Consider the following 23,249-nt stretch of genomic DNA (forward strand, 5'->3'; position numbering starts at 1 on the left):
CCGCGGGGACAGAATTGACCGTACGGTCGAAAATTAACCTTCTCGGGCGCTCATCACCCTCAATTGTCTGCGGGGCAGACCATGCGGGCCGTTGTCACGCCGCCCGCGACATAGATGACGCTGTTGACACTGCACCGGGTGCTTTTGTCAAACCATTGCGCTGCACGTGTGGCTGCGGCGACCGTGGTAAAGGGACGGCCATCGCCATCCAACAGTCCGACTTTCTGAACCTTGTCATCCCCCTCAAAGCGTTCCGCGCTGGCAAAGGCCACGAAACGCTTGTCGATCCAGCGGCCGCGAATATCGAATGGCATCGTGGCTTCGGCAGAGCATATGCGCGCCACGCGGTCCGGCTTCTGCAGCCTGCTGAGGAACCCGGCGCAATCCGCGGCGGCGGGTCCTGCAACCAGAGCAATTGCGCTAACCAAGCTGAACAAGCGCATGGCGTTTCTTCCCGGCTGACAGCTTGATCGGATCGGCAAGCGCTGCTGCATCAATCATGGTGCCTGCTTCGGTTAATGGTGCGTCATTCATCTTTGCCCCGCCTTCGGCGATCAGGCGCTTGGCCTCTTTCCCGGACCCGGCGAGGCCAGATTTCACGATCAGCTGCACGATGGAAATGCCGTCGCCCACGTCCGCGGGGCTGAGGGTCAGGGTCGGCAGGTCGTCCCCTACGCCGCCTTTTTCAAAGACGTCGCGCGCGGTCTGCGCCGCGGCGGCTGCGGCCTCGGCACCGTGCAACAGCGTCGTGATCTCGGTCGCGAGGCGGGCTTTGGCCTCGTTGATCTCGGACCCTTCGAGCGTGCCAAGACGTTCGCATTCGTCCAGCGGCAGTTCGGTATACAGCTTGAGGAACCGTCCCACATCGGCGTCAGTGGTGTTGCGCCAGAATTGCCAGAACTCGTACGCGCTCAGCATCTCGGCATTCAGCCACACGGCACCGGACTGGGATTTGCCCATCTTCTTGCCGTCCGACGTCGTAAGCAGCGGAGAGGTGAGGCCATACACCTCGCCCTCGATCACGCGGCGCGTCAGGTCGATGCCGTTGACGATGTTGCCCCATTGATCCGAGCCGCCCATTTGCAGGATGCAGCCATGGCGGCGGTGCAATTCCATGAAGTCATAGGCCTGCAGGATCATGTAATTGAATTCGAGGAAGGACAGGGACTGTTCGCGGTCGAGCCGGGATTTGACCGATTCAAACGACAGCATTCGGTTGATCGAGAAATGCCGCCCGATGTCGCGCAGGAAATCGAGGTAGTTGAGATCATCCAGCCACGCGGAATTGTTCAGCATCATCGCGCCGGCGTCGTAGTCGATATAGGCCGAAAACACCTGTTTGATGCCCGCGATATTGGCGTCGATCTGTTCGGGACCCAGCAGCGGGCGTTCATCGGCGCGGAAGGACGGATCACCCACCTTGGTTGTCCCGCCGCCCATCAGCGTGATGGGCGTGTGCCCCGTTTTCTGGAACCAGCGCAGCATCATGATCTGGATGAGCGAGCCCACATGCAGTGATTTGGCCGTCGCGTCAAAGCCGATATAGGCCGATTGCCCGGGCGTCAGCAGGGTGTCGTCCAGCGCCTGCATGTCTGTGCAGTCGGCCAGAAACCCGCGGCTTTGCATCACGTGCAGAAAATCGGAACGGGGTGTGTAGGTCATTTGGCTTGTCCTTGGATCAGCGCTGCCGCAGTCTATAAGCGGCGGACGGGCAAAGGAAAAGGCCATGGATAAGGCCAGGGATATGGTGCGGGAAAAACGGGCCGTGATCACAGCACTTGGGGCGATGTCGGGCACATCGCTGGACGGGGTGGATGCTGCGGTCCTGCGCACGGATGGCGTGACCATTCACGGGTTTGGCCCGCATGATTACCGTGCGTACACAGACGGGGAACGTGATGTTCTGCGCGCCGCGCTTGGCCACTGGCACGGGCCTGCGTTGGACCCTGCGACCCGGGTCGTCATGGACGCGCACACGGCGCTTTTGGGCCGGTTTGCAGCCGTCGATCTGGTTGGGTTTCATGGCCAGACCGTGGCCCACGCGCCGCGTCTGCAAGGCACATTGCAACTGGGTGACGGGGCGGCGCTGGCCCGTGCGCTGGACCGTCCCGTGGTGTGGGATTTCCGGTCGGCGGATGTCGAACTCGGGGGCGAGGGTGCACCGCTGGCCCCCTTCTTCCACTTTGCCTGCGCCAAGTGGATGGGCGCCGACGGCCCGGTCGCTTTTTTAAACCTGGGCGGGGTGGGTAACCTGACATGGGTTGATCCCGCAGCGGTGCGGCCCGAAGACGAGGGCGCGTTGCTGGCCTTTGATACGGGACCGGCAAATGCGCCCATCAACGATCTGATACAGGCGCGGCGCGGCGTGCCCTTTGATGCAGGGGGGCGCATCGCGTCTTCTGGCACGGTCGAGGCCGGCGCGCTGGAGCTGTTTCTGGCGGAGCCGTATTTTGCCCGTATCCCGCCCAAATCCCTTGACCGGAACGATTTTGCCGAGATGGTGGGACTGGTCGGCGAACTCAGCGATGCGGATGCCGCAGCCACGCTGACCGCCATGTGTGCGGCAGGTGTCGCCGAGGCGATGCAACATTGTCCGCGCCCGCCCGGTCAGGTTCTGGTGACGGGTGGGGGGCGGCACAACCCCGTTCTGATGAAGATGCTGGACGTGTCGCTGGATTGCCCGGTCCGCCCGGTCGAGGCGGTGGGACTGGATGGCGACATGCTGGAGGCGCAGGCGTTTGCCTTTCTTGCCGTGCGCGTGGCGCGCGGGCTGCCGACCTCTTGTCCGGGGACGACGGGTGTGCGGGCCGCTGTGGGGGGCGGTACGGTCAGCTATCCCTGACGCGGGATGTCGAAGCCGGGGGCGGCCAGCGTGAAGCCCTCGAACTGGAAACCGGGAGAGACGGTACAGCTGACCAGCGTGTAGTCGCCGGTTGTGCGGGCGGCCTGCCACTGGCCTTCGGGCACGATGATCTGTGGCGCGCCTGCGCTCAGGTCGGGCGTCAGCAGGTGATCCTGTGCCGGTCCAGCATCGTCGGCACAGAGCGACAGCACCAGCGGCGCGCCTGCGTGGTAAAGCCAGATTTCGGTCGCGTCGACCTTGTGCCAATGGCTGCTTTCCCCCGCCGCCAGCAGGAAGTAAATGCAGGTGCCCGTCGCGCGCCCGCCGTTTTCGGCCATCCAGGTCTGGCGATAATGCCCGCCTTCGGGGTGCGGTTGCAGGCCCAGATGGGCGATGATCTCTTGTGCGGTCATGCCGCGACGGTAGGGTGCGCGCAACAGGGGGGCAAGACCATGAAGACCATTGTCGTGGGGGGCGGCATCATCGGGGCGGCCATTGCGCATCAGCTGCGCGGTCAGGGGGAGGATGTCATCGTGTTGGAGGCGGGCGCGGGTGCGACGGCTGCGTCCTTTGGGTGGATCAACGCCAGTTTCTTTCTGACCCCGGATCATTTTCGCCTGCGTCAGGCGGGGATCGAGGCGTGGCGTCGGCTGGGTGTTGCCGTGGAGTGGACCGGTTGCCTGTGCTGGGACGTGCAGGGCGCCGCGCTTGAGGCGCAGCAGGCCGAACTTGCGGAGTTGGGATATGATGTCGAGCGCGTGGAGCAGGGTGCCTTTCGGACCCTTGAGCCACATGTCGCCGCGCCGGACCGCGCCTTGCGATTTGGTATCGAAGGGGTGGCGGCGCCGGCGGCCACGGCAGAGCGGTTGCTGGCCGGCGTGCGGCGTGTCAGGGGCGTGCGGGCTGAAGCCGTTGCAACGGCAGGCGGGGCGGTGACGGGCGTGCACACCGGGCAGGGCTTTATGGCGGCGGACCGTGTCGTGATCGCTGCCGGAACGGCGAGCCCCGATCTGTTGGCGCCGCTGGGCGTGACCTTGCCGATGTTGGACCGGCCCGGTGTGATGGTGCGCACCCGTCCTGTCCCGCAGGTGATGACCCATGTTCTCGTGACCCCGGACGCAGAGGTGCGCCAGGACGCGCAGGGTCACATCTGGACCCCGACCGCAGCCAACCATCAGGCGGATGAGGCCGATCGGGTTGATGCGCCGCTGGATCATGCGGCGGATGTGGCTGTGGCGCGTCTGCGTGCGTTGCTGCCGCAGCACGTTATCGCCTGGGATCAGGTGATGCTGGCGCATCGTCCGGTGCCACAGGATGGGCTGCCGGTTTTTGGGCCCGCTGGCCCAAGGGGGTGCTTTGTCGCTGTGATGCATTCCGGCGTGACCCTTGCGGCCATCGCGGCCGAGCTGGTGGCGGCGCAGGTCACAGGGCGTCCGCTGAGCAACAGGCAAGCGGCCCTCGCTGCCCCTTACACCGTGGACCGGTTTCAGAGCCGGTGATCGAAAAAGCGCAGATAGGGGGCAAAGGCGGGGTCGGGGTCGTAAAACGGGGCGCAGGGCGTGAAGCCCAACCGTTCGTAGAGCGCGATCGCCTCGGTCAGCGGGCTGATCGTGTCCAGCACGACGCGGGTATAGCCATCGGCGCGGGCGCGCGCCATGGCATCCTGCATCAGCGCGCGGCCTGCACCGGTGCCGCGCCCTGCCGGATCGACAAAGACGCGCTTGATCTCGGTCGTGCCGGGCGCGGTCAGGGGATAGTACATCGCACAGCCTACAGTCTGTCCAGCCAACGTCGCGATCAGGATGTCGCCCTTGGGCCGGGCGTGGATGCGTGGCAGGTCCGCAATCAATGCGGCATAGCTGTCGCGGGCGTAATACGTGTCGACGACAGGCGGTAACCCTTGGGACCGTTCGACCAGCAGGTCGCGGTAGGCCCAGCACAGGCGTGCCACATCATCCATGTCGTCGCGGGTTGCGGGGCGGATGGACAGGTCAGTCATGCCGTATCAGTAAATCGCGCAGAAGGTCTGGTGCAATGGGGCAGCGCAGCGAAACCTCGGTCACGGTGTCGGGTGTGCGCTTGAGCCCGCGCTTTACGCGGTTGCGACGAAAGGCATCAAGCCCCGCCGTCAGGGGCACGTACAACCAGTCGCCGCGATGGGCATGTGCCCCGCCTTGGGTGAAATTGCCGGAATTTATGGGGCTGAGGTCGATATGTGCACCAATGGCCTGCGCCAGACGCCCTGCATCCAGCCACAGCACAGAGATATCAAGTTCGCGTTCAATCGAAGCGGCAAAGGCACGGCCCTTGCGCGCGGGCCAAAGAAAGATGCGGGTGTCGAGTTGCCGTGCCCAGCTGTGCGGCGTGTGTCCGTCCAGAACGCGATAGGCCGCGTTCAACCCATGCAGGATGGGTTTTTGGTGGTTGAGGGTGGCCGAACCGATGCGCAACCGGCGGTCGCGCATTGCGATCGTGGCATCGTCCACGCGTGCGTCACGGGCCAGTTGCGCGGCAGGCCGCAATCCGGTCACGTGGATCGACGCGAGGTTGGACGAGGCAGTGACGTGGGCGAGCGTGCCGCCCACGGCCCTGGCAAAGGCGCTGATCACTTCAGGATGGAACGGCCCGCATACTCCGCGCTTTCGCCCAGCATCTCTTCGATGCGGATCAGTTGGTTGTATTTGGCAAGCCGGTCCGAGCGCGCAAGCGATCCGGTCTTGATCTGGCCGCAATTCGTGGCGACGGCGAGGTCGGCAATGGTCGCATCCTCCGTCTCGCCCGAGCGGTGGGACATCACGTTGGTGTACCGGGCCCGATGGGCCATATCGACCGCTTTAAGGGTTTCTGTCAAGCTGCCGATTTGATTGACTTTTACCAACATCGAGTTGGCGCATCCGCGTTCGATCCCTTCGGCCAGTCGGACGGGGTTGGTCACGAACAGATCGTCACCGACCAGCTGCACCTTGTCGCCGATGGCGTCAGTCAGGGCCTTCCAACCATCCCAGTCGTCTTCGCCCATCCCATCCTCGATCGAGATGATGGGGTAATCGTTCACCAACGCCTCAAGATAGGCGGCGTTTTCTTCGGAGGACAGCGTTTTGCCTTCGCCTACAAGGACATACTTGCCGTCCTTGAAGTATTCTGTGGCCGCGCAATCAAGGGCGAGGTGGATGTCCTCGCCCGGTTTGTAGCCTGCCTTTTCAACAGATTTCAAAATAAAATCAAGCGCGTCACGGGTGGAGCTGATGTTGGGTGCGAACCCGCCTTCGTCCCCGATACCGGTGCTGAGCCCCGCGTCGGACAGCTCTTTCTTCAGTGTGTGGAACACCTCCGAGCCCATGCGCACAGCTTCGCGGATGTTGTCCGCCGCCACCGGCATGATCATGAATTCCTGAATGTCGATGGGGTTGTCCGCGTGTTCGCCGCCATTGATGATGTTCATCATCGGGACGGGCAGGATGCGGGCCGATGTGCCGCCCACGTAGCGATAAAGCGGTTGCGAGGTCCAGTCGGCGGCGGCCTTTGCGGCGGCCAAGGAGACACCAAGGATGGCATTTGCGCCGAGACGACCCTTGTTGTCGGTGCCATCAAGTTCGATCATCGCCTGATCAAGTTCGACTTGCTCGGTGGCGTCGATGCCCACCAGCGCCTCCGCGATCTCTCCGTTCACCGCGGCGACGGCCTCGAGCACGCCTTTGCCCTTGTAGCGCGCCTTGTCTCCGTCCCGCTTTTCCACAGCCTCGTAGGCGCCGGTGGAGGCCCCCGAGGGCACCGCGGCGCGGCCCATTGTGCCGTCTTCGAGTGTTACGTCGACCTCGACCGTGGGGTTGCCTCGGCTGTCGAGGATTTCGCGGGCATGGATGTCGATGATGGTGCTCATGGAAGGCTCCTGTAGCGAGAAGTTACGCAGCGTCTACCGCGATGGTGGCGCTAACAACAAGGGTCTTTACGCCGCACGCGGCGATTTCCTGATGTGTTCGCGCCAAAGGGTGAACAGGCCCGAGGCGATGACGATGCTGACACCGACCAATGTCAGCGTGTCGGGGATTTCAGCAAAGATGAGCACGCCGATGATCAGGGCGAAAATCATGCGCGTATAGCGGAACGGGGTGACAAAGCTGACCTCGCCAATGCGCATGGCCATGACGATGAACCGGTACGAAAAGGCGCCGATCAGTGCGGCGATGGCGACGATGCCCCATTCGCGCGGGGTTGGCGGGACATAGTCCGTTCCGGTCGCCATCATGAGCGCGGCACCGGTTGGCACCAGCAACGCAAACGCCACGAAGCTGAGTTGCAGAGCCGACAATTGTGCAGGGACGCGCCGCGTGGCGAGGTCGCGGATGGACAGGCCGAGCATGCCCTGCACGGCGAACAGCACGTTCCAGTCAAACCCTTCAAGCCCCGGACGCACAATCAGAAGCACGCCGCAAAGCCCCACGCAGATGGCAAGCCAGCGCCGCCAGCCTACCGCTTCGCCCAGAAAGAGTGCCGCACCCAGCGTGACCATCAGCGGTGTCGTTTGCAGGATGGCCGAGGCGGTCGCGAGCGGGACCAGCACCAGTGCGGTGACAAAGCCCAGCGTGCCGATCAGTTCGCCCGCGTTTCGGATCATCACCGGGGTAGAAAGCAGGTCGCGGCTGAGCATCGGTTGGCGTTGATAGAGGCACGCGCCCGCCATGATCAGGACGCCGCCTGCGCCCAGCAGCGCCAGAAGCTGGCCCACGGGGATCGCGCCCCCCAGCAGCTTGATGAACATGTCCTCGATGGCGAAGCACAGCATTGCCATGACCATGAGGCCGGCACCGCGCAGGTTGTCCATGGCCTTATCCCGCCCGTTTCAGGCGCATCATCAGCTGGTTGCCCTGTTTGCGTGTCTCGACACCCTTGAGCGCATCGACCAGCGCGGACAACTTGCGGTGCCCGTAGGTCCGCGTGTCAAAGTCGGGGTGGGCATTCTGGATCGCCTGGCCGATCTGGCCCAGCGCATACCAGTCGTCGTCCTGGTCGATCTTGTCCATGGCCCCTTCAATCAGCGACAGGGCGTCGTCGGCCTTGGCGCGGCCCTTTGCGGGCTGAGGTTCGCCAATCAGGTTCTCGATCAGGATGAAGCGATTGCAGACGTTGCGCAGCGCCTCGGGTGCCTTGGCTTCGCCGATGCCGATGACGGTCAGCCCATCCTCGCGCAGACGATTGGCCAGCGCCGTGAAGTCGCTGTCGGACGACACGATGACAAACCCGTCGAAACGGCCCCCGTGCAGGATGTCCATGGCGTCGATGACAAGTCCGATGTCGCTGGCATTCTTGCCGGTGGTGTTCGACGTGTCCTGGTGCGCCACAAGTCCCAGTTCGAGGATCCGTTCCGACCAGGCCTTGAGCCTGCCGGATGTCCAGTCGCCATAGACGCGGCGCAGGGCGGGCTCTCCGATAGAGGTCACCTCGCGCAGGATGGCGTCGGCATATTTGGCGGGCACGTTGTCTGCGTCAAACAGAACGGCGAGCAGGGGGCGGTCTCGGTCGGCCATCTGGCCTCCTTCATATTGTTACCGCTTGCGCGGTACACCATAGAGTTCAAGGCGGTGGCCACGCAGTTCATAGCCCAGCTTTTCGGCGATCTTTTCCTGCAGCGCTTCGATGTCCGCATCCACGAATTCGATCACCTCGCCCGAGTTCATGTCGATCAGGTGGTCGTGATGTTCGCGCTCCGCGTCTTCGTACCGGGCGCGCCCGTCACCGAATTCCAGCTTGTCTAGAATGCCAGCCTCTTCGAACAGCTTCACCGTGCGGTAGACCGTGGCGATGGAGATCCTCGAATCGACGGCGCTGGCGCGATTGTAGAGTTCCTCGACATCCGGGTGGTCGTCCGATTCCTCCAGCACCTGGGCGATCACGCGGCGCGGGTGCGTCATGCGCAGCCCCTTGGCTTCGCTGCGGTCGGTGATGGTGGCGCGTTTGGAGGTCATGGGCACGGCTTTACCGAAAGGGCGGGCCGGGGGCAATTGCGGTTGACGCTGGTGTGGTATGGGTCCACTGGGGGCCATGAGCGATTTTGACATGATGAACCTGCCGCAGACGCTGTCCAAGCGCGTGGCAGAGATGGGCCTGACCCAACCGACCCCCATTCAGGCACAGGCGATTCCGCATGCCCTGAACGGGCGCGACGTGATGGGACTGGCGCAGACCGGCACCGGCAAGACAGCGGCCTTTGGCATTCCGCTGATTGCGCGGCTGATGGAAGAAGGGGGCAAGCCGGCCCCCAAGACTGCGCGGGGTCTGATCCTGGCGCCCACACGCGAACTGGCGGGTCAGATCGCGCAGATGCTGCGCGCCCTGACCGGCATGCGCGTGCAGATTGTCGTGGGCGGTGTCAGCATCAATCCGCAGATACAGCGCCTGTCCAAGGGCGCGGACATCCTGGTTGCAACGCCGGGCCGCTTGCTGGACCTGGTGGAGCGCAAAGCCATCAAGTTGCAGGGCACCGGGTTTCTGGTGCTGGATGAAGCGGACCAGATGCTGGATCTGGGCTTTGTCCATGCGCTGCGCAAGATTTCAGAACTGATGGGCGAAGACCGGCAGACCATGCTGTTTTCGGCCACGATGCCCAAACAGATGAACGAGATCGCGCAAAGCTACTTGCGCGACCCGATCCGCGTCGAGGTGAACCCGCCCGGAAAGGCCGCCGACAAGGTCACGCAAGGGGTGCACTTTATCGCCAAGGCCGAAAAGTCCGAACTTCTGATCGAACTTCTGGACAAGCACCGAGAGAACCGGGCGCTGGTTTTCACACGCACCAAACATGGTGCCGACCGGCTGGCGCGTACGCTGGAACGCAAGGGGTTTGCCGTGGCGGCCATTCACGGTGACAAGCGGCAGGGCCAGCGCGAACGTGCGCTTGCCGCCTTCAAGGCGCGCGAAGTGCGGGTGCTGGTGGCGACGGATGTCGCGGCGCGTGGTCTCGATATTCCGGACGTGAAGTTTGTCTACAATTACGAGTTGCCCAATGTGCCCGAAGCCTATGTGCACCGGATCGGCCGCACTGCGCGCGCGGGCAAGGATGGGTCTGCCGTGGCGTTCTGCGCGCCCGAGGAGATGGACCACCTCAAGGACATCCAGAAGGTCATGAAACTGTCCATTCCGGTGCTGTCGGGCCGCGCGTGGGAACCGGTGCCGGATCCCAATGCGAAAACCGCCGGTGGGCGCGGACGCGGTCGGGGTCGACCCGGCGGCAAGCCGGGCGGCGGCCGTCCCGGCGGGGCGCCCGATGGCGCCAAGCCGTCAAACCGGCGCCGCCGCAAGCCCAAGGGGCCACGCGTCTGACGCACCCGGCCCCGTCAGATCAAGTATAGAGTGACGGCACGCCAAGCTGGGCGTGGATGTCATTCACCTGGCCCGCATCCATACCCAGTGCCTGCGCAAGCCCGTGCAGGTATTGCGCCTCGGCCTGGCTGTCGAGGTCGATGGCCAGCACGGACATTGCATAGACCTGCGGTCCCATGCCGTTCGGCACGTCGCGGGCCAAGGCCTGCGCATCCACGCTGCGCTGCATTTCCGCCTTGAGAAAGGCCGCCTCATCTGCGTCGATGTCGCCGCCCAACTGGCCCATCAGTTTTTCCTGTTCCGCCTCGTCGAGCTGGCCGTCGGACTTGGCCGCCTGGATCATCGCCCGCAACATCAGCGCCGCCGCGGCTTCCTGATCGGCGGTGGGTTCGATCGGCTCTTCCGGTGTCTGGTCAAAGTTCGAATTCAGGACCTGACCAAAGCTGGCGCCATTGTCTGCGGGCCGGTGTCCCATGCCGCCGCCGAGTGCGCCAAGCAATCCGGCCGCGCCTGCGCCGCCGGCCAGGCCGCCCAGCATCCCTTGCAGGCCCTGGCCCTGACCGCCCGCGCCGCCCAGTCCTTCGAGAAGGCCGCCCAGGCCGCCCATACCTCCGGCTGAACCCGAGCCTTGCGCGCCGCCCATGAGGCCACCCAGCATGTCCTGCAATCCGCCGCCCTGCGCCTGACCACCCGACAGCCCCCCGAGCAATCCGCCCAATCCGGCACCTCCGCCGCCCGTCGCGCTACCACGTTTCTGCATCATTGCGCTGGCACCTTTGGCAACGGCCACGCCAATGGCCACCTTGGCCAATGTCTTCATCAAGCTCATAGTCTACTCCATCTCCCCGGGGAATCGCTGGTCTGAACCTTGGCACAGATCACGGCCCAAACGGCGGGGAATGTTTGCGCCCGATTGACATTGCACGGTAAACCGGCCGTTCTGCGCCGATGATACGCAAGTCCCAAATCGACCTGTTCGGTGCCGTGGCCCTGACCCTGTTTTCGCTTAACCTGGGCTTTAACCAGGTGGTCATCAAGGTCGCGAACGGGGGCTTTCAACCGGTGTTCATGGCGGGTTTGCGGTCGCTTGGCGCGTTGGCGCTGCTGGCGGCGTGGATGTGGGTACGGGGGATTCCGCTGCGTATGCCTGCCGTGGGGCGGGCCGGCGGGATCATTGCCGGGCTGCTGTTCGCGGTCGAGTTCATTTGCCTGTTCCTGGCGCTTGATCTGACCAGCGTCGCACGCACGTCCATCCTGTTCTATTCGATGCCCGTCTGGCTGGCGCTGGCCGCGCATGTTCTCTTGCCGGGAGAGCGTCTGACAGGCGTGCGCCTTGTCGGTCTGGCCTTTGCCATGGGGGGTGTCGTGCTGGCGTTGCTGGACCGCGAGGCCGGGCAGGGCCATCTGCTGGGCGATGTGTTTGCCCTGGGGGCTGCCTTGTGTTGGGCGGGCATCGCGCTGTGCGTCCGGGTCACGCCCCTGTCCGGCATTCCGGCTGAACAACAGCTTTTCTGGCAGCTTCTTGTGTCGGCGCCGGTCTTGCTGCTGGTGGCCCCGGCCTTTGGGCCGCTTTTGCGCGATCTTGAGGTGATCCATGTGGTGGGCCTGGCTTACCAGATCGTGTTCATCGCAAGCTTTGGCTTCCTGTTCTGGTTCTTCCTGATGAAGATCTACCCGGCGTCGGGCGTTGCCTCGTTCAGCTTTCTGTCACCGGTGTTTGCGGTTGTGCTGGGCTGGATGATTCTGGGCGAGGATATCTCGGTCACGATCTGGCTGGCCCTTGGGCTGGTCGCCGTGGGGCTGGTGTTGATCAACCGCCGCTAGGTGCCGCAGAAGGTGGCGGGCACGATTTCGGATTGGGACGGGGGGCGGCGCAGGTCATCGAAGTCTGGCGCGACGCCATAGGGCGTACCGAGGGCGGTCATCAGGCGTTGGAACGGCGCCATGTCGCCTGCGACCGCGGCTTCGATCATCGCCTCGATCCGGTGGTTGCGCGGAATGATCTGCGGATTGCTGCGCTGCATCAGGTCGGTGTCGGGCGTGCGCGCGCGCCAGCGTCGGGCCCAGGTGTCAAAGGATGCGCGGTCCGTGAACTGGTCCCGTGCGGCATCGGTATGCAGTGCGGCGAAGGTGTTTGTGAAATCCGCGCCGTCCGTCTGCATCAGCGCCAGAAGGTCTTCGATCAGCGTCTGGTCCCCGGGTGTGGTGCCTTCCAACCCGATCTTGGCCCCGAACCGGCGCAGCCAGGCAGCCTGCAACTGGCCCGGCATGGCGTGCACGATGGCTGTCGCGTCTGCGACCGCCTGTTCCTTGTCGTCGAACAGCTGGATCAGGGCCGTTGCGAGTTGCGCCATGTTCCACACCGCGATCCTGGGCTGATTGCCAAACGCGTAGCGCCCCATCTGGTCGATGGACGAAAACACGCGCCCCTCGTGATAGGCGTCCATGAAGGCGCAAGGGCCATAGTCGATGGTTTCGCCGGAGAGGGTGCAGTTGTCCGTGTTCATAACGCCGTGGATAAAGCCCACGGACATCCATGCCGACACCAGTTCGGCCTGGGCGGCACACACGGCCTTGAGCAATCCCATGGGGCCGTCCGCCTCGGGGTGGTGTCGCGCGATGGCGTAGTCGGTCAACGTCCGCAACGCGTCAATCTCGCCCCGGTGGGCAAAGATCTGGAACGTGCCCACGCGCAGGTGGCTGGATGCGACGCGCGTCAGCACCGCACCGGGCAGCGCGCCCTGTTCGCGGTAGACCGGTTCGCCCGTGGCCACGGCGGCCAGCGCCCGTGTGGTGGGGATGCCCAACGCGTGCATCGCCTCGCTGACCACGTATTCGCGCAGAACCGGACCCAGCCATGCGCGCCCGTCGCCCATGCGGGAATAGGGGGTCGGGCCGGACCCTTTCAGTTGGATGTCGCGGCGCTGCCCGTGGCGGTCGATCACCTCGCCCAGCAGGATCGCGCGCCCATCGCCAAGCTGCGGGTTGTAGTTGCCAAACTGATGTCCGGCATACAGCTGGGCCAGCGGGGCCGCGCCGTCTGGCACGGTTGTGCCTGCAAAGACGGTTGGATCGCTGCCTTCGATGCCCAATTCGGCGGCCAGGTCGGCATTCCACGCCAGCATATCTGCCTGGGCCACCGGGGTCGGGTCCAGGCGGGTGTAGAAAACGCCAGGCAGGGTGGCATAGCTGTTGTCGAAGGGGATGCGCACGGTCATGGCTTGGACATAGGTGGGCGACGCGCCAAAGGCTAGAGCATCCGGGTCATCAGGTGGTAGCCTTCGCGCAGGCGGAACCCGGCCCGACCATAAAGCCGCTGCGCTATGTCGTTGTCCGTCCCGACCTCAAGATGCAGGGCCTTGACGCCTGCACCGCCCAAGGCGCGCGGCAGGGCCAACAGAACTTCGGTCGCGATACCGCGCCCCCGCACGCCGGGTCGGATAAAGATTTCGTCGATAAACCCATCCATCCCGCCAAATTCGATGGACCATCCAAAGGTCACAACCACATAGCCGATGGGCGCACGCGCCGGGCCGATCAGATATGCCGCACCATGCGGTATGCCGTCGAGCAGTGGTTGCAGACCTGCGGCGCGGGCCGCGTCGGACATCTCGATGCCCTCTTCTGCGTGAAAGGCGGCAACAAGCGAATCCAGACGCGCGAAGTGTTCCGGCGTCGCAAGGGTCAGCGCAGCACTCACAACCGGGCCAGCCGTTCGGTCAACAGGTCAAAAAAACCGTCCGCATCGATGTCACCGATAAAGGTCGCATTGGCCGTGCGGTCGGTGACCCGCCACCAGTCGGCGACCGTCATGCCCATGGTCAATTCAGAGGTTGTTTCAATCTCTACATTGATATGCCGCCCGGAAAAAAGATCCGGCCGGATGAGATAGGCAGTCACACACGGGTCGTGCAGCGGCGCACCGGCAGAGCCGTATTTTTCCTTGTCGAACCGTTCGAAGAAATCGGTCATCTGCGCAACAGCGACACCCACGGGCGTGGCCAGGGCGCGGAAGGCATCATTGCGCGGTTTGGTGACCAGCGCCTTGTGCGTCACATCCAACGGCATCACGACGATATCAACACCGCTTTTGAACACGATATCAGCGGCGTGTGGATCGACGTAGATGTTGAACTCGGCGGTTGGCGTGATGTTGCCCACTTCGAAGTACGCGCCGCCCATCAGGACGATCTGCTGCACCTTTTCGACGATGTCGGGGGCCCGTTCAAAGGCCGTGGCGACATTGGTCAACGGACCCAGCGGGCACAGGGTGATCGTGCCGGCATCATGGTCGCGCAGGGTTTCGATGATCCAGTCAACCGCATGTTTACCCTGAAGCGGCATGGTCGGGTCCGACAAGTTCGGACCATCGAGGCCAGTTTTTCCATGCACATGCTCAGCCGTCACCAGATCGCGCCCCAGGGGCCGGTCGCATCCCGCGAAAACGGGAACATCCGTTTTACCGGCCAACTCGCAGATGATGCGCGCGTTCCTGGCGGTCAGCGCCAGGGGCACGTTGCCCGCCACGGCGGTGATTCCCAGCACCTCCACATCCTCGGGGCTGGCAAGTGCCAACAGGATCGCGACGGCGTCGTCCTGGCCTGGATCCGTGTCGATGATGATTTTGCGCGCCGCCATGGAACCTCCGGTCAAGTTTGGCGCAACGTGGCCCCTTTGGCCTGCCTTGTCCAGAAGGGGCAGGGCCCGGTGCGCAATTCCTTGCGCGGCTGGCACGGCGCGGCCCGGGGGGTGCGTTGATGGCTGATGCACCGATCTATGTCCATGCCGGGGCGCATCGTACAGGCACGACGTCGTTTCAGATGTGTTTGCACGAAAACCGGCTGGTCCTGCAGGCGCGCGGCTGGACGCCGGCGTATCCGGGGCGCGACGGGATCAAATCGGGCAAGCTGGCCCTGCGTTTGCCGACCGGGACGCGGATTGACCCGGTGGGTGCCGCGGCCAAGGCCCGGCGCACCCTTGATCCGTACCGCACGAGCCGCCCCGTCATCCTGTCCGAGGAGAACATCCTGGGCCGCATGTTTCATTTCATGCAAGGCAAGTTCTATCCCTTTGCCGAAGCCCGCTGTTCCGCGCTGCGGGCCGCTTGGGACGGTCCGATTGCGCATGTGCTGTTGGTGGTGCGCCCCTATGAGCAGCTGTTCGTGTCGGCGTTTCGCAAGCGGGCCGAAGACAACCCCATGCCCGATTTTGCCGAGGTGCGGGACAGCTATCTGAACATCGACCGGGGGTGGCCGGAACTGGCCGCATCCATCCGCGACATCCTGCGGCCCGAGGCCATGACGGTGCTGCCATATGCGTCGCGGGGATCAAGCCTGAACCTATTGCACACGCTGGCGCCGGGCCTGGACATGTCGGGTCTGATCGAGCCGGGGCAGATCGCCAACAAAAGCGCGACCGATGCGGCGCTTGAGACGTTGCAGGCCCGATACCGCACCGGCCGTGACCTGTCGCGTGCCGACTGGAAGTCGGTCATTGAACGGCATGCGGCAAACACGAAGCCCCGCAATTTTGCGGCCTTCACGGACAAGGAGCAGGCGGATTTATCCGCCCGTTATGCGTCGGACCTGAAACAGATGGAATGGATGCCGGCGATCAACGTCGCTTAGCTTTTTCGTCCGCCTTGACCGCGTCCCACAGGGCGTCCATTTCCGCGAGCGTGCTGTCTTGCGGGCGTTTGCCCTGATCGGCCAACGCCTGTTCGACGGCTTCGAACCGGCGGGTGAACTTGGCGTTGGTGCGGCGCAGGGCCTCTTCGGGTTCGACGCCCAGATGGCGGGCAAGGTTGGCCACCACAAACAGAAGATCGCCCATTTCATCGACCATCTCTTCGTGGCCCAGCGTGTCACGCGCCTCGACCAACTCGGCGGCTTCTTCCTGGATCTTGTCGATCACTTGCGCGGTTTCCGGCCAGTCGAACCCGACGCGCGCGGCCCGTTTCTGCAACTTCACGGCGCGCAACAGCGCAGGCAGGTTCATGGCAACGCCGTCCAGCGCGCCTTGTTGTGCCTTGCCTGCGCGTTCGGCGGCCTTGATCGCTTCCCAATCGCGGGTTTGCTGGTCCGCGGACTTGTCGCGGGAGGCGTCGCCGAAAACATGCGGATGCCGATCCACCATCTTGTTCGAGATGTTGGTGACAACAGACTGAAAGCTGAAATGCCCGGCCTCTTCCCCCATCGCGGTGTGATAGACCGATTGCAACAGCAGGTCGCCCAACTCGCCCTCAAGTTCGGCCCAGTCCTGCCGTTCGATGGCATCCGCCACTTCGTATGCCTCTTCGATGGTGTAGGGCGCGATGGTCTCAAAGGTCTGCTCGATGTCCCACGGGCATCCCGTGTCCGGATCGCGCAACCGGCGCATGATTTCCAGCAAGCGTTCAATTCCGGCCGATTGATCGTGGATTAGTGCGTCGCCCATTGCAGCCCCCGGCGGTTTCAGGTTTGCTGACATGTGACGTATCCCCGCGACAGGAGTCCACCCATGCCCATCATCAACCGCATCGGCGATCTGGCCCCGGACATGGCGGCGTGGCGTCAGCATCTGCACAGCATTCCCGAGTTGTCCTTTGACTGCCCGAAGACGTCCGCCTTCATTCGCGAGCGGTTGGTCGAGATCGGCGTGGATGAGGTGCATGACGGCATCGCGCAGACGGGCCTTGTCGCCATCATCAACGGACAGGCTGACGGCCCCACCATCGGCCTGCGCGCCGATTTCGATGCGCTGCCGATCGAGGAAGAAACAGGTGTGCCCTATGCCTCGACCCATCCGGGCAAGATGCATGCCTGCGGCCATGACGGGCACACCGCCATGTTGCTGGGGGCGGCGACGTATCTGACCGAGACGCGCAATTTTTCTGGCCGCGTGGCGCTGATCTTTCAACCCGCCGAGGAAGATGGCGGCGGGGGCGAGGTCATGGTGCAGGAGGGCATCATGGAGCGGTTCGGCATCGGCGAGGTCTATGCCATCCACAATGCGCCCGGAAAGGATTTCGGCAAGTTTCACACGCGCGGCGGGCCTATCATGGCGGCGGCTGATACCTTCCATATTCGCGTCACCGGCAAAGGTGGGCATGCCGCCCGCCCGCATGACACGGTGGATCCCGTGGTCGCGGCCTGTGGCATTGTCACCGCATTGCAGACCATCGTCAGCCGCAACCACAAGCCGTTGCAGCAATTGGTGATCTCGGTCACCCAGATCCACACGGGCACCACGGACAACGTGATCCCCGAGACCGCCTATATCAACGGGACCATCCGCACCTTTGAAAAGGACGTGCAGGCCATGGTTGTGCGCCGCATGGAAGAGGCCGTGGCCGGATGTGCGGCGGCCTATGGCTGCGAGGCGGAGCTGGAGATCGAGTTCGGCTATCCTCCGACCGTGAATGATGCGGGCAAGGCCGCGTTTGCGGCGCAGGTTGCCGCCGAAGTGTCGGGCGAGATCGGCGTTGAAGGCGATGTGGAGCCCGTGATGGGGGCAGAGGATTTTTCATACATGCTTGAAGAGCGGCCCGGTGCGTACCTGATGTTGGGGCAGGGCGACGGGGCGGGTGTGCATCACCCCAAATACAACTTCAATGACGAGATTGCGCCGATTGGGGCGTCATTCTTTGCCCGTTTGGTCGAGACGGCGCAGCCCGTGCGATAAGGGGCGCTGCCCCTCGGCGCCTGCGCGCCTCACCCCGGAGTTTATCTGGCAAGATGAAGGATCAAGATGGCGCTTGAAGATGCAAAGACGCAGATGGACCATGCGTTCACCCGCGAGGACCCGCGCGGCCCGTCATTCGAGTTGACCTTTGGCGGGGCGACGTCGTTCTTGCGGCGGCGGTATACCAAGGACCTGACGGGCGTGAATATTGCCGTAACAGGCGTGCCCTTTGATCAGGCGGTCACGAACCGGCCCGGCACACGGCTGGGCCCACGCGCCATTCGCGAGGCGTCAAGCCTGCAAGCCCCCGATGCGCCGTATGGCTGGCCCTTTGATGTGCTGAGCGAACAGGTGATCGTGGACTATGGCGACGTGGCCTTTGACTATGCCGACATACCGGCCTTTCCCGACACGCTGACGGCCCATGTCCGGGGTATTCTGGATGCGGGTGCGGCCAGCGTTGTGCTGGGCGGGGATCACTACATCTCGTTTCCCATTCTCAAGGCCTATGCCGAGAAGCACGGGCCGATATCGCTGATCCAGATTGATGCTCACACCGACACATGGGCGGATGACGACATGGCCCGTGTGGACCATGGCACGATGTTCTACAAGGCGGTGAAGTCGGGGATCGTGGACCCGGCGACATCGGTGCAGATCGGGATACGGACGACAAATGAGGACACCCTGGGCGTCAATATTATCGATGCGCCCGAGTTGCACCGCATCGGCCCCGAGGCCGCCGCGGCCCGGGCACGGGACATCGTGGGGGACCGGCCCGTTTATCTGAGTTTTGACATTGATGGCCTTGATCCCGCCTTTGCCCCGGGCACCGGCACCCCCGTGTGGGGCGGCTTGTCGAGTGCGCAGGCTGCGGCGTTGCTGCGTGGTCTGGCGGGCATCAATATTCAGGGCGGCGACGTGGTCGAGGTGTCGCCCCCCTTTGACACCACCGGCGCGACGGCGATTGCCGGGGCGCATGTCGCGACGGAAATCTGCCAGCTTCTGGGATGGAGGATGCGCGGTGGCGCCTAAGAACCAGCCGCTGAGCGGCAACGACCTGGCCCGCTTCTCCGGCCCCAACACCTTTATGCGCCTGCCGTTCTCGAACGCGTTGCAAAAGCTGGATGTGGCGGTGTTGGGTGTGCCGATGGACATTGGCACATCCTGGCGCTCCGGCACCCGGTTCGGACCCAAGCAGGTGCGCGCCGAAAGTGCGATGATACGGCCTTATAACCTGCAGACAGGGGCGGCGCCGTTTGACAGCCTGCACGTTGCAGATATTGGCGACCTGGCGATCAATACGTTTTCCCTTTCGGACAGTTTGCGCATTATTGCAGAGAGTTACGAGACGATCCTTACCTACGATGCGGTGCCTGTCGCAATTGGTGGCGATCATTCCATCACATTGCCAATTCTGCGCGCGATTGCAAAACGGCACGGGCCGGTGGCCCTGGTTCATGTGGATGCCCATGCCGACGTCAATGACGAGATGTTTGGTGAAAAAGAGACGCACGGCACCGTCTTTCGACGCGCCTATGAGGAAGGTCTGATCCAGCCATCCAAGGTCTATCAGGTGGGCTTGCGGGGCACCGGGTATTCGGCAGAGGACTTTACCGAGGCGCAGGGCTGGGGCTTTCAGCAGTTTCTGGCACCCGAGTTGTGGGGCCGCGACCTGAGCCAGTTGGGCGCTGAAATCCGCCGCGACATCGGCGACGTGCCTACCTATCTGAGCTATGACATAGACAGTCTTGATCCGGCCTTTGCCCCCGGTACCGGAACGCCGGAAATCGGCGGGTTGACCACGCCGCAGGCGATGCAGTTGATCCGGGCCTTGCGCGGCCTCAATCTGGTGGGGTGTGACCTGGTTGAAGTTTCGCCACCCTACGATACATCAGGCAACACGGCGCTGACAGCGGCGAACATCCTGTATGAGCTGTTGTGCATCCTGCCCGGCGTGACCTATCGCTGAGGCGTCGGTTGATCTGGCAACGTGAAGCGAATGAGATGAAATACGTCATGTATCTTGTTGGTGTTATTTGTGTTTTGATAATCGGAGCTGTTGCGTTTGTGCGATTTGCGCCAACGGATCCGACCCAATGGCATGTGCCAATTGCCGAAACCAACAGCCAGAACATGACAGGCGGCGCCATTCGTGTCACGGAAACGGGACCCGATGCGCTGGCGCGTGTCGATGCGGCTATGCGGGCGCTGCCCCGGACCACAGCCATTGCCGGAGCCGTGGACGAACGGCGCATCACCTATGTGACCCGTTCCAAATGGGTGGGCTTTCCCGATTATACGACGATTGAACACAGCGACGGGCTGCTCAAGATGCATGCCAGGCTGCGGTTCGGAAAATCAGATATGGGCGTCAACCGCGAACGATTGGAGCGGATGCTGATCGTCGCCGGACAGGGATGAGCTGAGGCACCCTTCCTGCACTTCGCGCCACATGGGCGAATTCAGCGACATCTGGCATTGCGCCATGAACATACGGCCGTCCACCTGCAAACAGATGGTCTGGCCCAATTCGATGCGTGCGCCTGCCTTGTCCGTACAATAGCACTCCACCGTCTTGCCCGAGGGCGAGGTGACATCCGCCAACGCAGGGCTGGCCGCGAGAAGGGAAATCAGAAGCGTATGTTTCATGTCGCATAATATATCACGCAACAGGCGTTCGCCAAAGGGTCGGCTGGATCAAACCCGCTTGACCAAAGCCCCGGCATGGCTCAAACCCGCTGCATGATCCCCCAGGACCGCCTTTTTCAGATCACCCAGCGCTTTCAGTATCTTGAGGCCGCGATGGCCGATGGAACGGGTGATATTGCCGCGCTGGCAAAGGAATATTCGGACCTGAAACCCGTGGTGGATCAAATTGCCGCATATCAGCAAATCGTGTCGGACATGGAAGAGGCCGAAGCGATGCTGTCCGACCCGGACATGGCAGAACTGGCCGAGGAAGAGTTGCCCCGTCTGAAGGCCGCATTGCCCGAGGCCGAGGCTGCGCTGCAACTGGCGCTTTTGCCGAAGGATGCCGCTGATGCGCGCCCCGCGATGCTGGAAATCCGACCCGGTACCGGTGGGGACGAGGCGGCCCTTTTTGCCGGGGACCTGTTGCGCATGTACCAGCGCTATGCAGAGGTACGCGGCTGGAAAGTTGACATCATCGAGGAACAGGCGACCGAACTGGGCGGCATCAAGGAGGTCGTGGCCCATATCAAGGGTGACAACGTCTTTGCCCGGATGAAGTACGAAAGCGGCGTACACCGGGTCCAGCGTGTGCCCACCACCGAAAGCGGCGGTCGCATTCACACCTCTGCCGCCACTGTCGCCGTCCTGCCCGAGGCCGAAGAGGTCGATATCGACATCGCCCCGAATGACATTCGCATCGATACGATGCGGTCGTCGGGTGCCGGCGGACAGCATGTGAACACAACCGACAGTGCCGTGCGCATCACGCACATCCCGTCGGGCATCGTGGTAACCAGCAGCGAAAAGTCACAGCACCGCAACCGCGAGATCGCAATGCAGGTGCTGCGCACCCGTCTTTACGACATGGAGCGGAGCCGGATGGACAGCGAACGCTCTGCCGACCGGGCCGCACAGGTGGGGTCGGGCGACCGGTCGGAACGTATCCGCACCTATAATTTCCCGCAGGGGCGCATGACGGATCACCGCATCAACCTGACCCTGTACAAGCTGGATCAGGTGATGCAGGGCGATCTGGACGAGGTGATCGATGCGCTGACCGCAGATGCACAGGCCCGGATGATGGCGGAGATGGGCACATGACCACTGCCGCCGAAGCCATGGTTGCCGCCACCGCCCGCCTGCGCGCAGCGGGTGTGCCGGACCCGGCCCGCGATGCACGCGTATTGCTGGCGCATGCCGCCCAGGTCGATGCGGCGCGGGTCACCCTGATCGCGCCCGAAGACATCGCGCCTGACATTGCGGATCGCTATGACCACCTGATTGCCCTGCGCGCCGTGCGTGTCCCCGTCAGTCATCTGATTGGCGAGCGTGAATTCTATGGCCGCCGGTTCAAGATCAGTGCGGATGTGCTGGACCCGCGCCCCGAGACCGAAACACTGGTCGAGGCCGCCTTGGGCAGCGAGTTCGACCGGGTTTTGGATCTGGGCACCGGGTCCGGCTGTCTGCTTGTGACCCTGCTGGCCGAACGGCAGGACGCGCGGGGCGTTGGTGTTGATCTGTCCGAAGAGGCGTGCCTGCAGGCGTCGGCCAACGCGGTGCTGCATCAAGTGGCCGCGCGGGCCGAGATCCTGCAGGGTGACTGGTTCGACCCCGTTGAGGGGCGATTTGACCTGATCATGTCGAACCCGCCCTATCTGTCCGCCTTCGAGATGGAGGAGGTGTCGCCTGAATTGCGTGACCACGAACCGCGCATGGCGCTGACCGACGAGGGCGATGGGTTGTCGGCGTATCGCATCATTGCGGATGATGCGGGCAGCTACCTGACCGCTCAGGGCCGTGTTCTGTGCGAGATCGGATGGCAGCAGGGCGATGACGTGCGCCGCATCTTCAAGGACCGGGGGTGGGGAACTGTTGACGTCTTGCCGGACCTTGATGGCCGTGACCGTGTGATTGTTGCGCGGAATCCGGCGTGATCCGATCAAAAATGCCAAAAAAGCCCCTTTAACCCTTGTCGTCAGGGCATGACCGTGCTTATTCATGCTTCAGACACTGCTGCCGCCGATCAGGCATGCGCCAGCGTCCCATCCACAAGATCGCCAAGAGACTGTGACACGCAACCAAGATGATGCGGCACGGGCGATCCCAAAAAGTTATGCCAGAGAGCTGAACACATCCATGAAGTCTTCGAGATCACGGTCCCGGTCCAAGAACAACCGCAACCGCAATTCCGGTGGAGGTGGCGGTAACGTCGTCAACCGGGTGTTCGACAGTTCCGGCCCCGAGGGCAAGGTCCGCGGCACACCGCAACAGATCATCGACAAATACAATCAGTTGGCGCGCGATGCGCAACTGGCCGGTGACCGCGTGGCCACCGAGAACTTTCAGCAGCACGCCGAACACTACCTGCGTATGCTGGCCGACGCTCAACGCGAGATCGAGGCCCGCCGGGAAGAGCAGGAACGCCAGAACCGCGAACGTCAGGCCGAGCGGGACCGCGAACGCGCAGCCCGTCAGGAGCCGGATGCGAACCCTGATCCGGCGCAGACCCCGCAGCCCGATGTGGTTGATGCCGATGGCGAAAGCGGATTGGTCGAGACCCCTGAAAGCCAGCCCAAGCCAAAGCCGAAGTCGCGCAGCCGCGCCCGCAAGCCCAAGGCCGATGTGGCGCCAGAGCAATCTGATGCCGCGCACCCGGAAGCGGACGGGCCGGCACCGGAAGCCGCTGAATAAGCATTTTTGAGATGTGAAAATGGGGGCGTGCCAGTGGTGCGCG

Annotated in this window: 27 protein-coding genes; 12 read left to right on the forward strand and 15 right to left on the reverse strand. The window is 63.4% G+C overall.

What is annotated here, in order from left to right:
- Window positions 1–59: 59 nt before the first annotated feature.
- Together Q0844_RS01990 and tyrS are read right to left on the reverse strand one after the other, a co-directional pair.
- Window positions 60–443, reverse strand: a complete 384-nt coding sequence (locus Q0844_RS01990) for a hypothetical protein (RefSeq protein ID WP_299041523.1) — start codon at window positions 441–443, stop codon at window positions 60–62.
- Window positions 421–1,662, reverse strand: a complete 1,242-nt coding sequence (gene tyrS / locus Q0844_RS01995; protein ID WP_299041524.1) for a tyrosine--tRNA ligase — start codon at window positions 1,660–1,662, stop codon at window positions 421–423. The genes Q0844_RS01990 and tyrS overlap by 23 nt, the downstream gene beginning before the upstream one ends.
- Before the next feature lie 64 nt (window positions 1,663–1,726).
- Here tyrS and Q0844_RS02000 point away from each other — a divergent pair, with 64 nt between their 5' ends.
- On the forward strand, window positions 1,727–2,842 hold the full coding sequence (locus Q0844_RS02000) for an anhydro-N-acetylmuramic acid kinase (RefSeq protein WP_299041527.1): 1,116 nt from the start codon (window positions 1,727–1,729) through the stop codon (window positions 2,840–2,842).
- On the opposite strand, the gene Q0844_RS02005 is transcribed toward Q0844_RS02000, so the two are convergent.
- On the reverse strand, window positions 2,833–3,255 hold the full coding sequence (locus tag Q0844_RS02005; protein WP_299041530.1) for a cupin domain-containing protein: 423 nt from the start codon (window positions 3,253–3,255) through the stop codon (window positions 2,833–2,835). The genes Q0844_RS02000 and Q0844_RS02005 overlap by 10 nt on opposite strands.
- A 39-nt stretch (window positions 3,256–3,294) precedes the next feature.
- Here Q0844_RS02005 and Q0844_RS02010 point away from each other — a divergent pair, with 39 nt between their 5' ends.
- The gene (locus Q0844_RS02010) at window positions 3,295–4,341 is read left to right on the forward strand and encodes an FAD-dependent oxidoreductase (protein ID WP_299041532.1); all 1,047 of its coding nucleotides are present in this window, start codon (window positions 3,295–3,297) and stop codon (window positions 4,339–4,341) included.
- Here the strand turns inward: Q0844_RS02010 and Q0844_RS02015 are convergent.
- The 6 genes from Q0844_RS02015 to Q0844_RS02040 all read right to left on the reverse strand — a co-directional run bounded on the left by Q0844_RS02015 (window position 4,329) and on the right by Q0844_RS02040 (window position 8,805).
- Window positions 4,329–4,841 carry a GNAT family N-acetyltransferase gene (locus tag Q0844_RS02015; protein WP_299041535.1) on the reverse strand — a complete coding sequence of 171 codons (513 nt, stop codon included), beginning with the start codon at window positions 4,839–4,841 and terminating at the stop codon, window positions 4,329–4,331. The two genes, Q0844_RS02010 and Q0844_RS02015, sit on opposite strands and share 13 nt — an antisense overlap.
- Window positions 4,834–5,427: a hypothetical protein gene (locus tag Q0844_RS02020; RefSeq protein ID WP_299041538.1), complete on the reverse strand. Its 594-nt coding sequence runs from the start codon at window positions 5,425–5,427 to the stop codon at window positions 4,834–4,836. The genes Q0844_RS02015 and Q0844_RS02020 overlap by 8 nt, the downstream gene beginning before the upstream one ends.
- 20 nt (window positions 5,428–5,447) lie before the next feature.
- Window positions 5,448–6,722 carry a phosphopyruvate hydratase gene (gene eno / locus Q0844_RS02025; RefSeq protein WP_299041540.1) on the reverse strand — a complete coding sequence of 425 codons (1,275 nt, stop codon included), beginning with the start codon at window positions 6,720–6,722 and terminating at the stop codon, window positions 5,448–5,450.
- A gap of 66 nt (window positions 6,723–6,788) precedes the next feature.
- Window positions 6,789–7,664, reverse strand: coding sequence for a DMT family transporter (locus Q0844_RS02030; RefSeq protein ID WP_299041543.1), 876 nt, complete (start codon window positions 7,662–7,664; stop codon window positions 6,789–6,791).
- A 4-nt stretch (window positions 7,665–7,668) separates the two neighbouring features.
- Window positions 7,669–8,367 (reverse strand): NYN domain-containing protein, encoded by a 699-nt coding sequence (locus tag Q0844_RS02035; RefSeq protein WP_299041546.1) that lies wholly within the window; start codon window positions 8,365–8,367, stop codon window positions 7,669–7,671.
- A gap of 18 nt (window positions 8,368–8,385) precedes the next feature.
- Window positions 8,386–8,805: a Fur family transcriptional regulator gene (locus tag Q0844_RS02040; RefSeq protein WP_299041548.1), complete on the reverse strand. Its 420-nt coding sequence runs from the start codon at window positions 8,803–8,805 to the stop codon at window positions 8,386–8,388.
- Window positions 8,806–8,881: 76 nt separating this feature from the next.
- Here Q0844_RS02040 and Q0844_RS02045 point away from each other — a divergent pair, with 76 nt between their 5' ends.
- Entirely contained in the window at window positions 8,882–10,159 is a 1,278-nt protein-coding gene (locus Q0844_RS02045; protein WP_299041550.1) for a DEAD/DEAH box helicase, read from the forward strand.
- A 19-nt stretch (window positions 10,160–10,178) separates the two neighbouring features.
- On the opposite strand, the gene Q0844_RS02050 is transcribed toward Q0844_RS02045, so the two are convergent.
- Complete coding sequence (locus tag Q0844_RS02050; protein ID WP_299041553.1) at window positions 10,179–10,988, reverse strand: DUF533 domain-containing protein; 810 nt, start codon at window positions 10,986–10,988, stop codon at window positions 10,179–10,181.
- A 119-nt stretch (window positions 10,989–11,107) separates the two neighbouring features.
- Between Q0844_RS02050 and Q0844_RS02055 the strand changes: the two genes are divergently transcribed.
- On the forward strand, window positions 11,108–11,983 hold the full coding sequence (locus Q0844_RS02055; RefSeq protein ID WP_299041555.1) for a DMT family transporter: 876 nt from the start codon (window positions 11,108–11,110) through the stop codon (window positions 11,981–11,983).
- Here the strand turns inward: Q0844_RS02055 and Q0844_RS02060 are convergent.
- The 3 genes from Q0844_RS02060 to Q0844_RS02070 are packed head-to-tail and all read right to left on the reverse strand — an operon-like array spanning window position 11,980 to window position 14,797.
- The gene (locus tag Q0844_RS02060; protein ID WP_299041557.1) at window positions 11,980–13,377 is read right to left on the reverse strand and encodes a protein adenylyltransferase SelO; all 1,398 of its coding nucleotides are present in this window, start codon (window positions 13,375–13,377) and stop codon (window positions 11,980–11,982) included. The genes Q0844_RS02055 and Q0844_RS02060 overlap by 4 nt on opposite strands.
- A 32-nt stretch (window positions 13,378–13,409) precedes the next feature.
- Window positions 13,410–13,859, reverse strand: coding sequence for a GNAT family N-acetyltransferase (locus tag Q0844_RS02065; RefSeq protein WP_299041559.1), 450 nt, complete (start codon window positions 13,857–13,859; stop codon window positions 13,410–13,412).
- On the reverse strand, window positions 13,856–14,797 hold the full coding sequence (locus Q0844_RS02070; protein ID WP_299041562.1) for a nucleoside hydrolase: 942 nt from the start codon (window positions 14,795–14,797) through the stop codon (window positions 13,856–13,858). The genes Q0844_RS02065 and Q0844_RS02070 overlap by 4 nt, the downstream gene beginning before the upstream one ends.
- A 119-nt stretch (window positions 14,798–14,916) precedes the next feature.
- Here Q0844_RS02070 and Q0844_RS02075 point away from each other — a divergent pair, with 119 nt between their 5' ends.
- Entirely contained in the window at window positions 14,917–15,786 is an 870-nt protein-coding gene (locus Q0844_RS02075; RefSeq protein ID WP_299041564.1) for a hypothetical protein, read from the forward strand.
- Here the strand turns inward: Q0844_RS02075 and mazG are convergent.
- The gene (gene mazG / locus Q0844_RS02080; protein ID WP_299041567.1) at window positions 15,773–16,594 is read right to left on the reverse strand and encodes a nucleoside triphosphate pyrophosphohydrolase; all 822 of its coding nucleotides are present in this window, start codon (window positions 16,592–16,594) and stop codon (window positions 15,773–15,775) included. The two genes, Q0844_RS02075 and mazG, sit on opposite strands and share 14 nt — an antisense overlap.
- Window positions 16,595–16,657: 63 nt before the next feature.
- Here mazG and Q0844_RS02085 point away from each other — a divergent pair, with 63 nt between their 5' ends.
- From Q0844_RS02085 to Q0844_RS02100, 4 genes are all read left to right on the forward strand, one after another.
- Window positions 16,658–17,821: a M20 aminoacylase family protein gene (locus Q0844_RS02085; RefSeq protein WP_299041568.1), complete on the forward strand. Its 1,164-nt coding sequence runs from the start codon at window positions 16,658–16,660 to the stop codon at window positions 17,819–17,821.
- Between the two features lie 66 nt (window positions 17,822–17,887).
- Window positions 17,888–18,856 carry an agmatinase gene (gene speB / locus Q0844_RS02090; protein WP_299041570.1) on the forward strand — a complete coding sequence of 323 codons (969 nt, stop codon included), beginning with the start codon at window positions 17,888–17,890 and terminating at the stop codon, window positions 18,854–18,856.
- Window positions 18,846–19,793 (forward strand): agmatinase, encoded by a 948-nt coding sequence (gene speB / locus Q0844_RS02095; RefSeq protein WP_299045177.1) that lies wholly within the window; start codon window positions 18,846–18,848, stop codon window positions 19,791–19,793. The genes speB (Q0844_RS02090) and speB (Q0844_RS02095) overlap by 11 nt, the downstream gene beginning before the upstream one ends.
- Before the next feature lie 164 nt (window positions 19,794–19,957).
- On the forward strand, window positions 19,958–20,245 hold the full coding sequence (locus Q0844_RS02100) for a DUF1499 domain-containing protein (protein WP_299041572.1): 288 nt from the start codon (window positions 19,958–19,960) through the stop codon (window positions 20,243–20,245).
- Here the strand turns inward: Q0844_RS02100 and Q0844_RS02105 are convergent.
- A complete protein-coding gene (locus Q0844_RS02105; RefSeq protein ID WP_299041574.1) occupies window positions 20,183–20,473 on the reverse strand; it encodes a hypothetical protein in 291 nt (96 codons plus the stop codon). The two genes, Q0844_RS02100 and Q0844_RS02105, sit on opposite strands and share 63 nt — an antisense overlap.
- A gap of 93 nt (window positions 20,474–20,566) precedes the next feature.
- Here Q0844_RS02105 and prfA point away from each other — a divergent pair, with 93 nt between their 5' ends.
- The 3 genes from prfA (at window position 20,567) to Q0844_RS02120 (ending at window position 23,206) form a co-directional block, all read left to right on the forward strand.
- Window positions 20,567–21,616 (forward strand): peptide chain release factor 1, encoded by a 1,050-nt coding sequence (gene prfA / locus Q0844_RS02110; protein WP_299041577.1) that lies wholly within the window; start codon window positions 20,567–20,569, stop codon window positions 21,614–21,616.
- Window positions 21,613–22,449 (forward strand): peptide chain release factor N(5)-glutamine methyltransferase, encoded by an 837-nt coding sequence (gene prmC, locus Q0844_RS02115; protein ID WP_299041580.1) that lies wholly within the window; start codon window positions 21,613–21,615, stop codon window positions 22,447–22,449. Before prfA ends, prmC begins: the two co-directional genes overlap by 4 nt.
- Before the next feature lie 202 nt (window positions 22,450–22,651).
- Window positions 22,652–23,206 carry a DUF4167 domain-containing protein gene (locus Q0844_RS02120; RefSeq protein WP_299041583.1) on the forward strand — a complete coding sequence of 185 codons (555 nt, stop codon included), beginning with the start codon at window positions 22,652–22,654 and terminating at the stop codon, window positions 23,204–23,206.
- The last annotated feature ends 43 nt before the right edge of the window (window positions 23,207–23,249 follow it).

The sequence above is a fragment of the uncultured Tateyamaria sp. genome (genome assembly GCF_947503465.1).
Taxonomy (GTDB): domain Bacteria; phylum Pseudomonadota; class Alphaproteobacteria; order Rhodobacterales; family Rhodobacteraceae; genus Tateyamaria.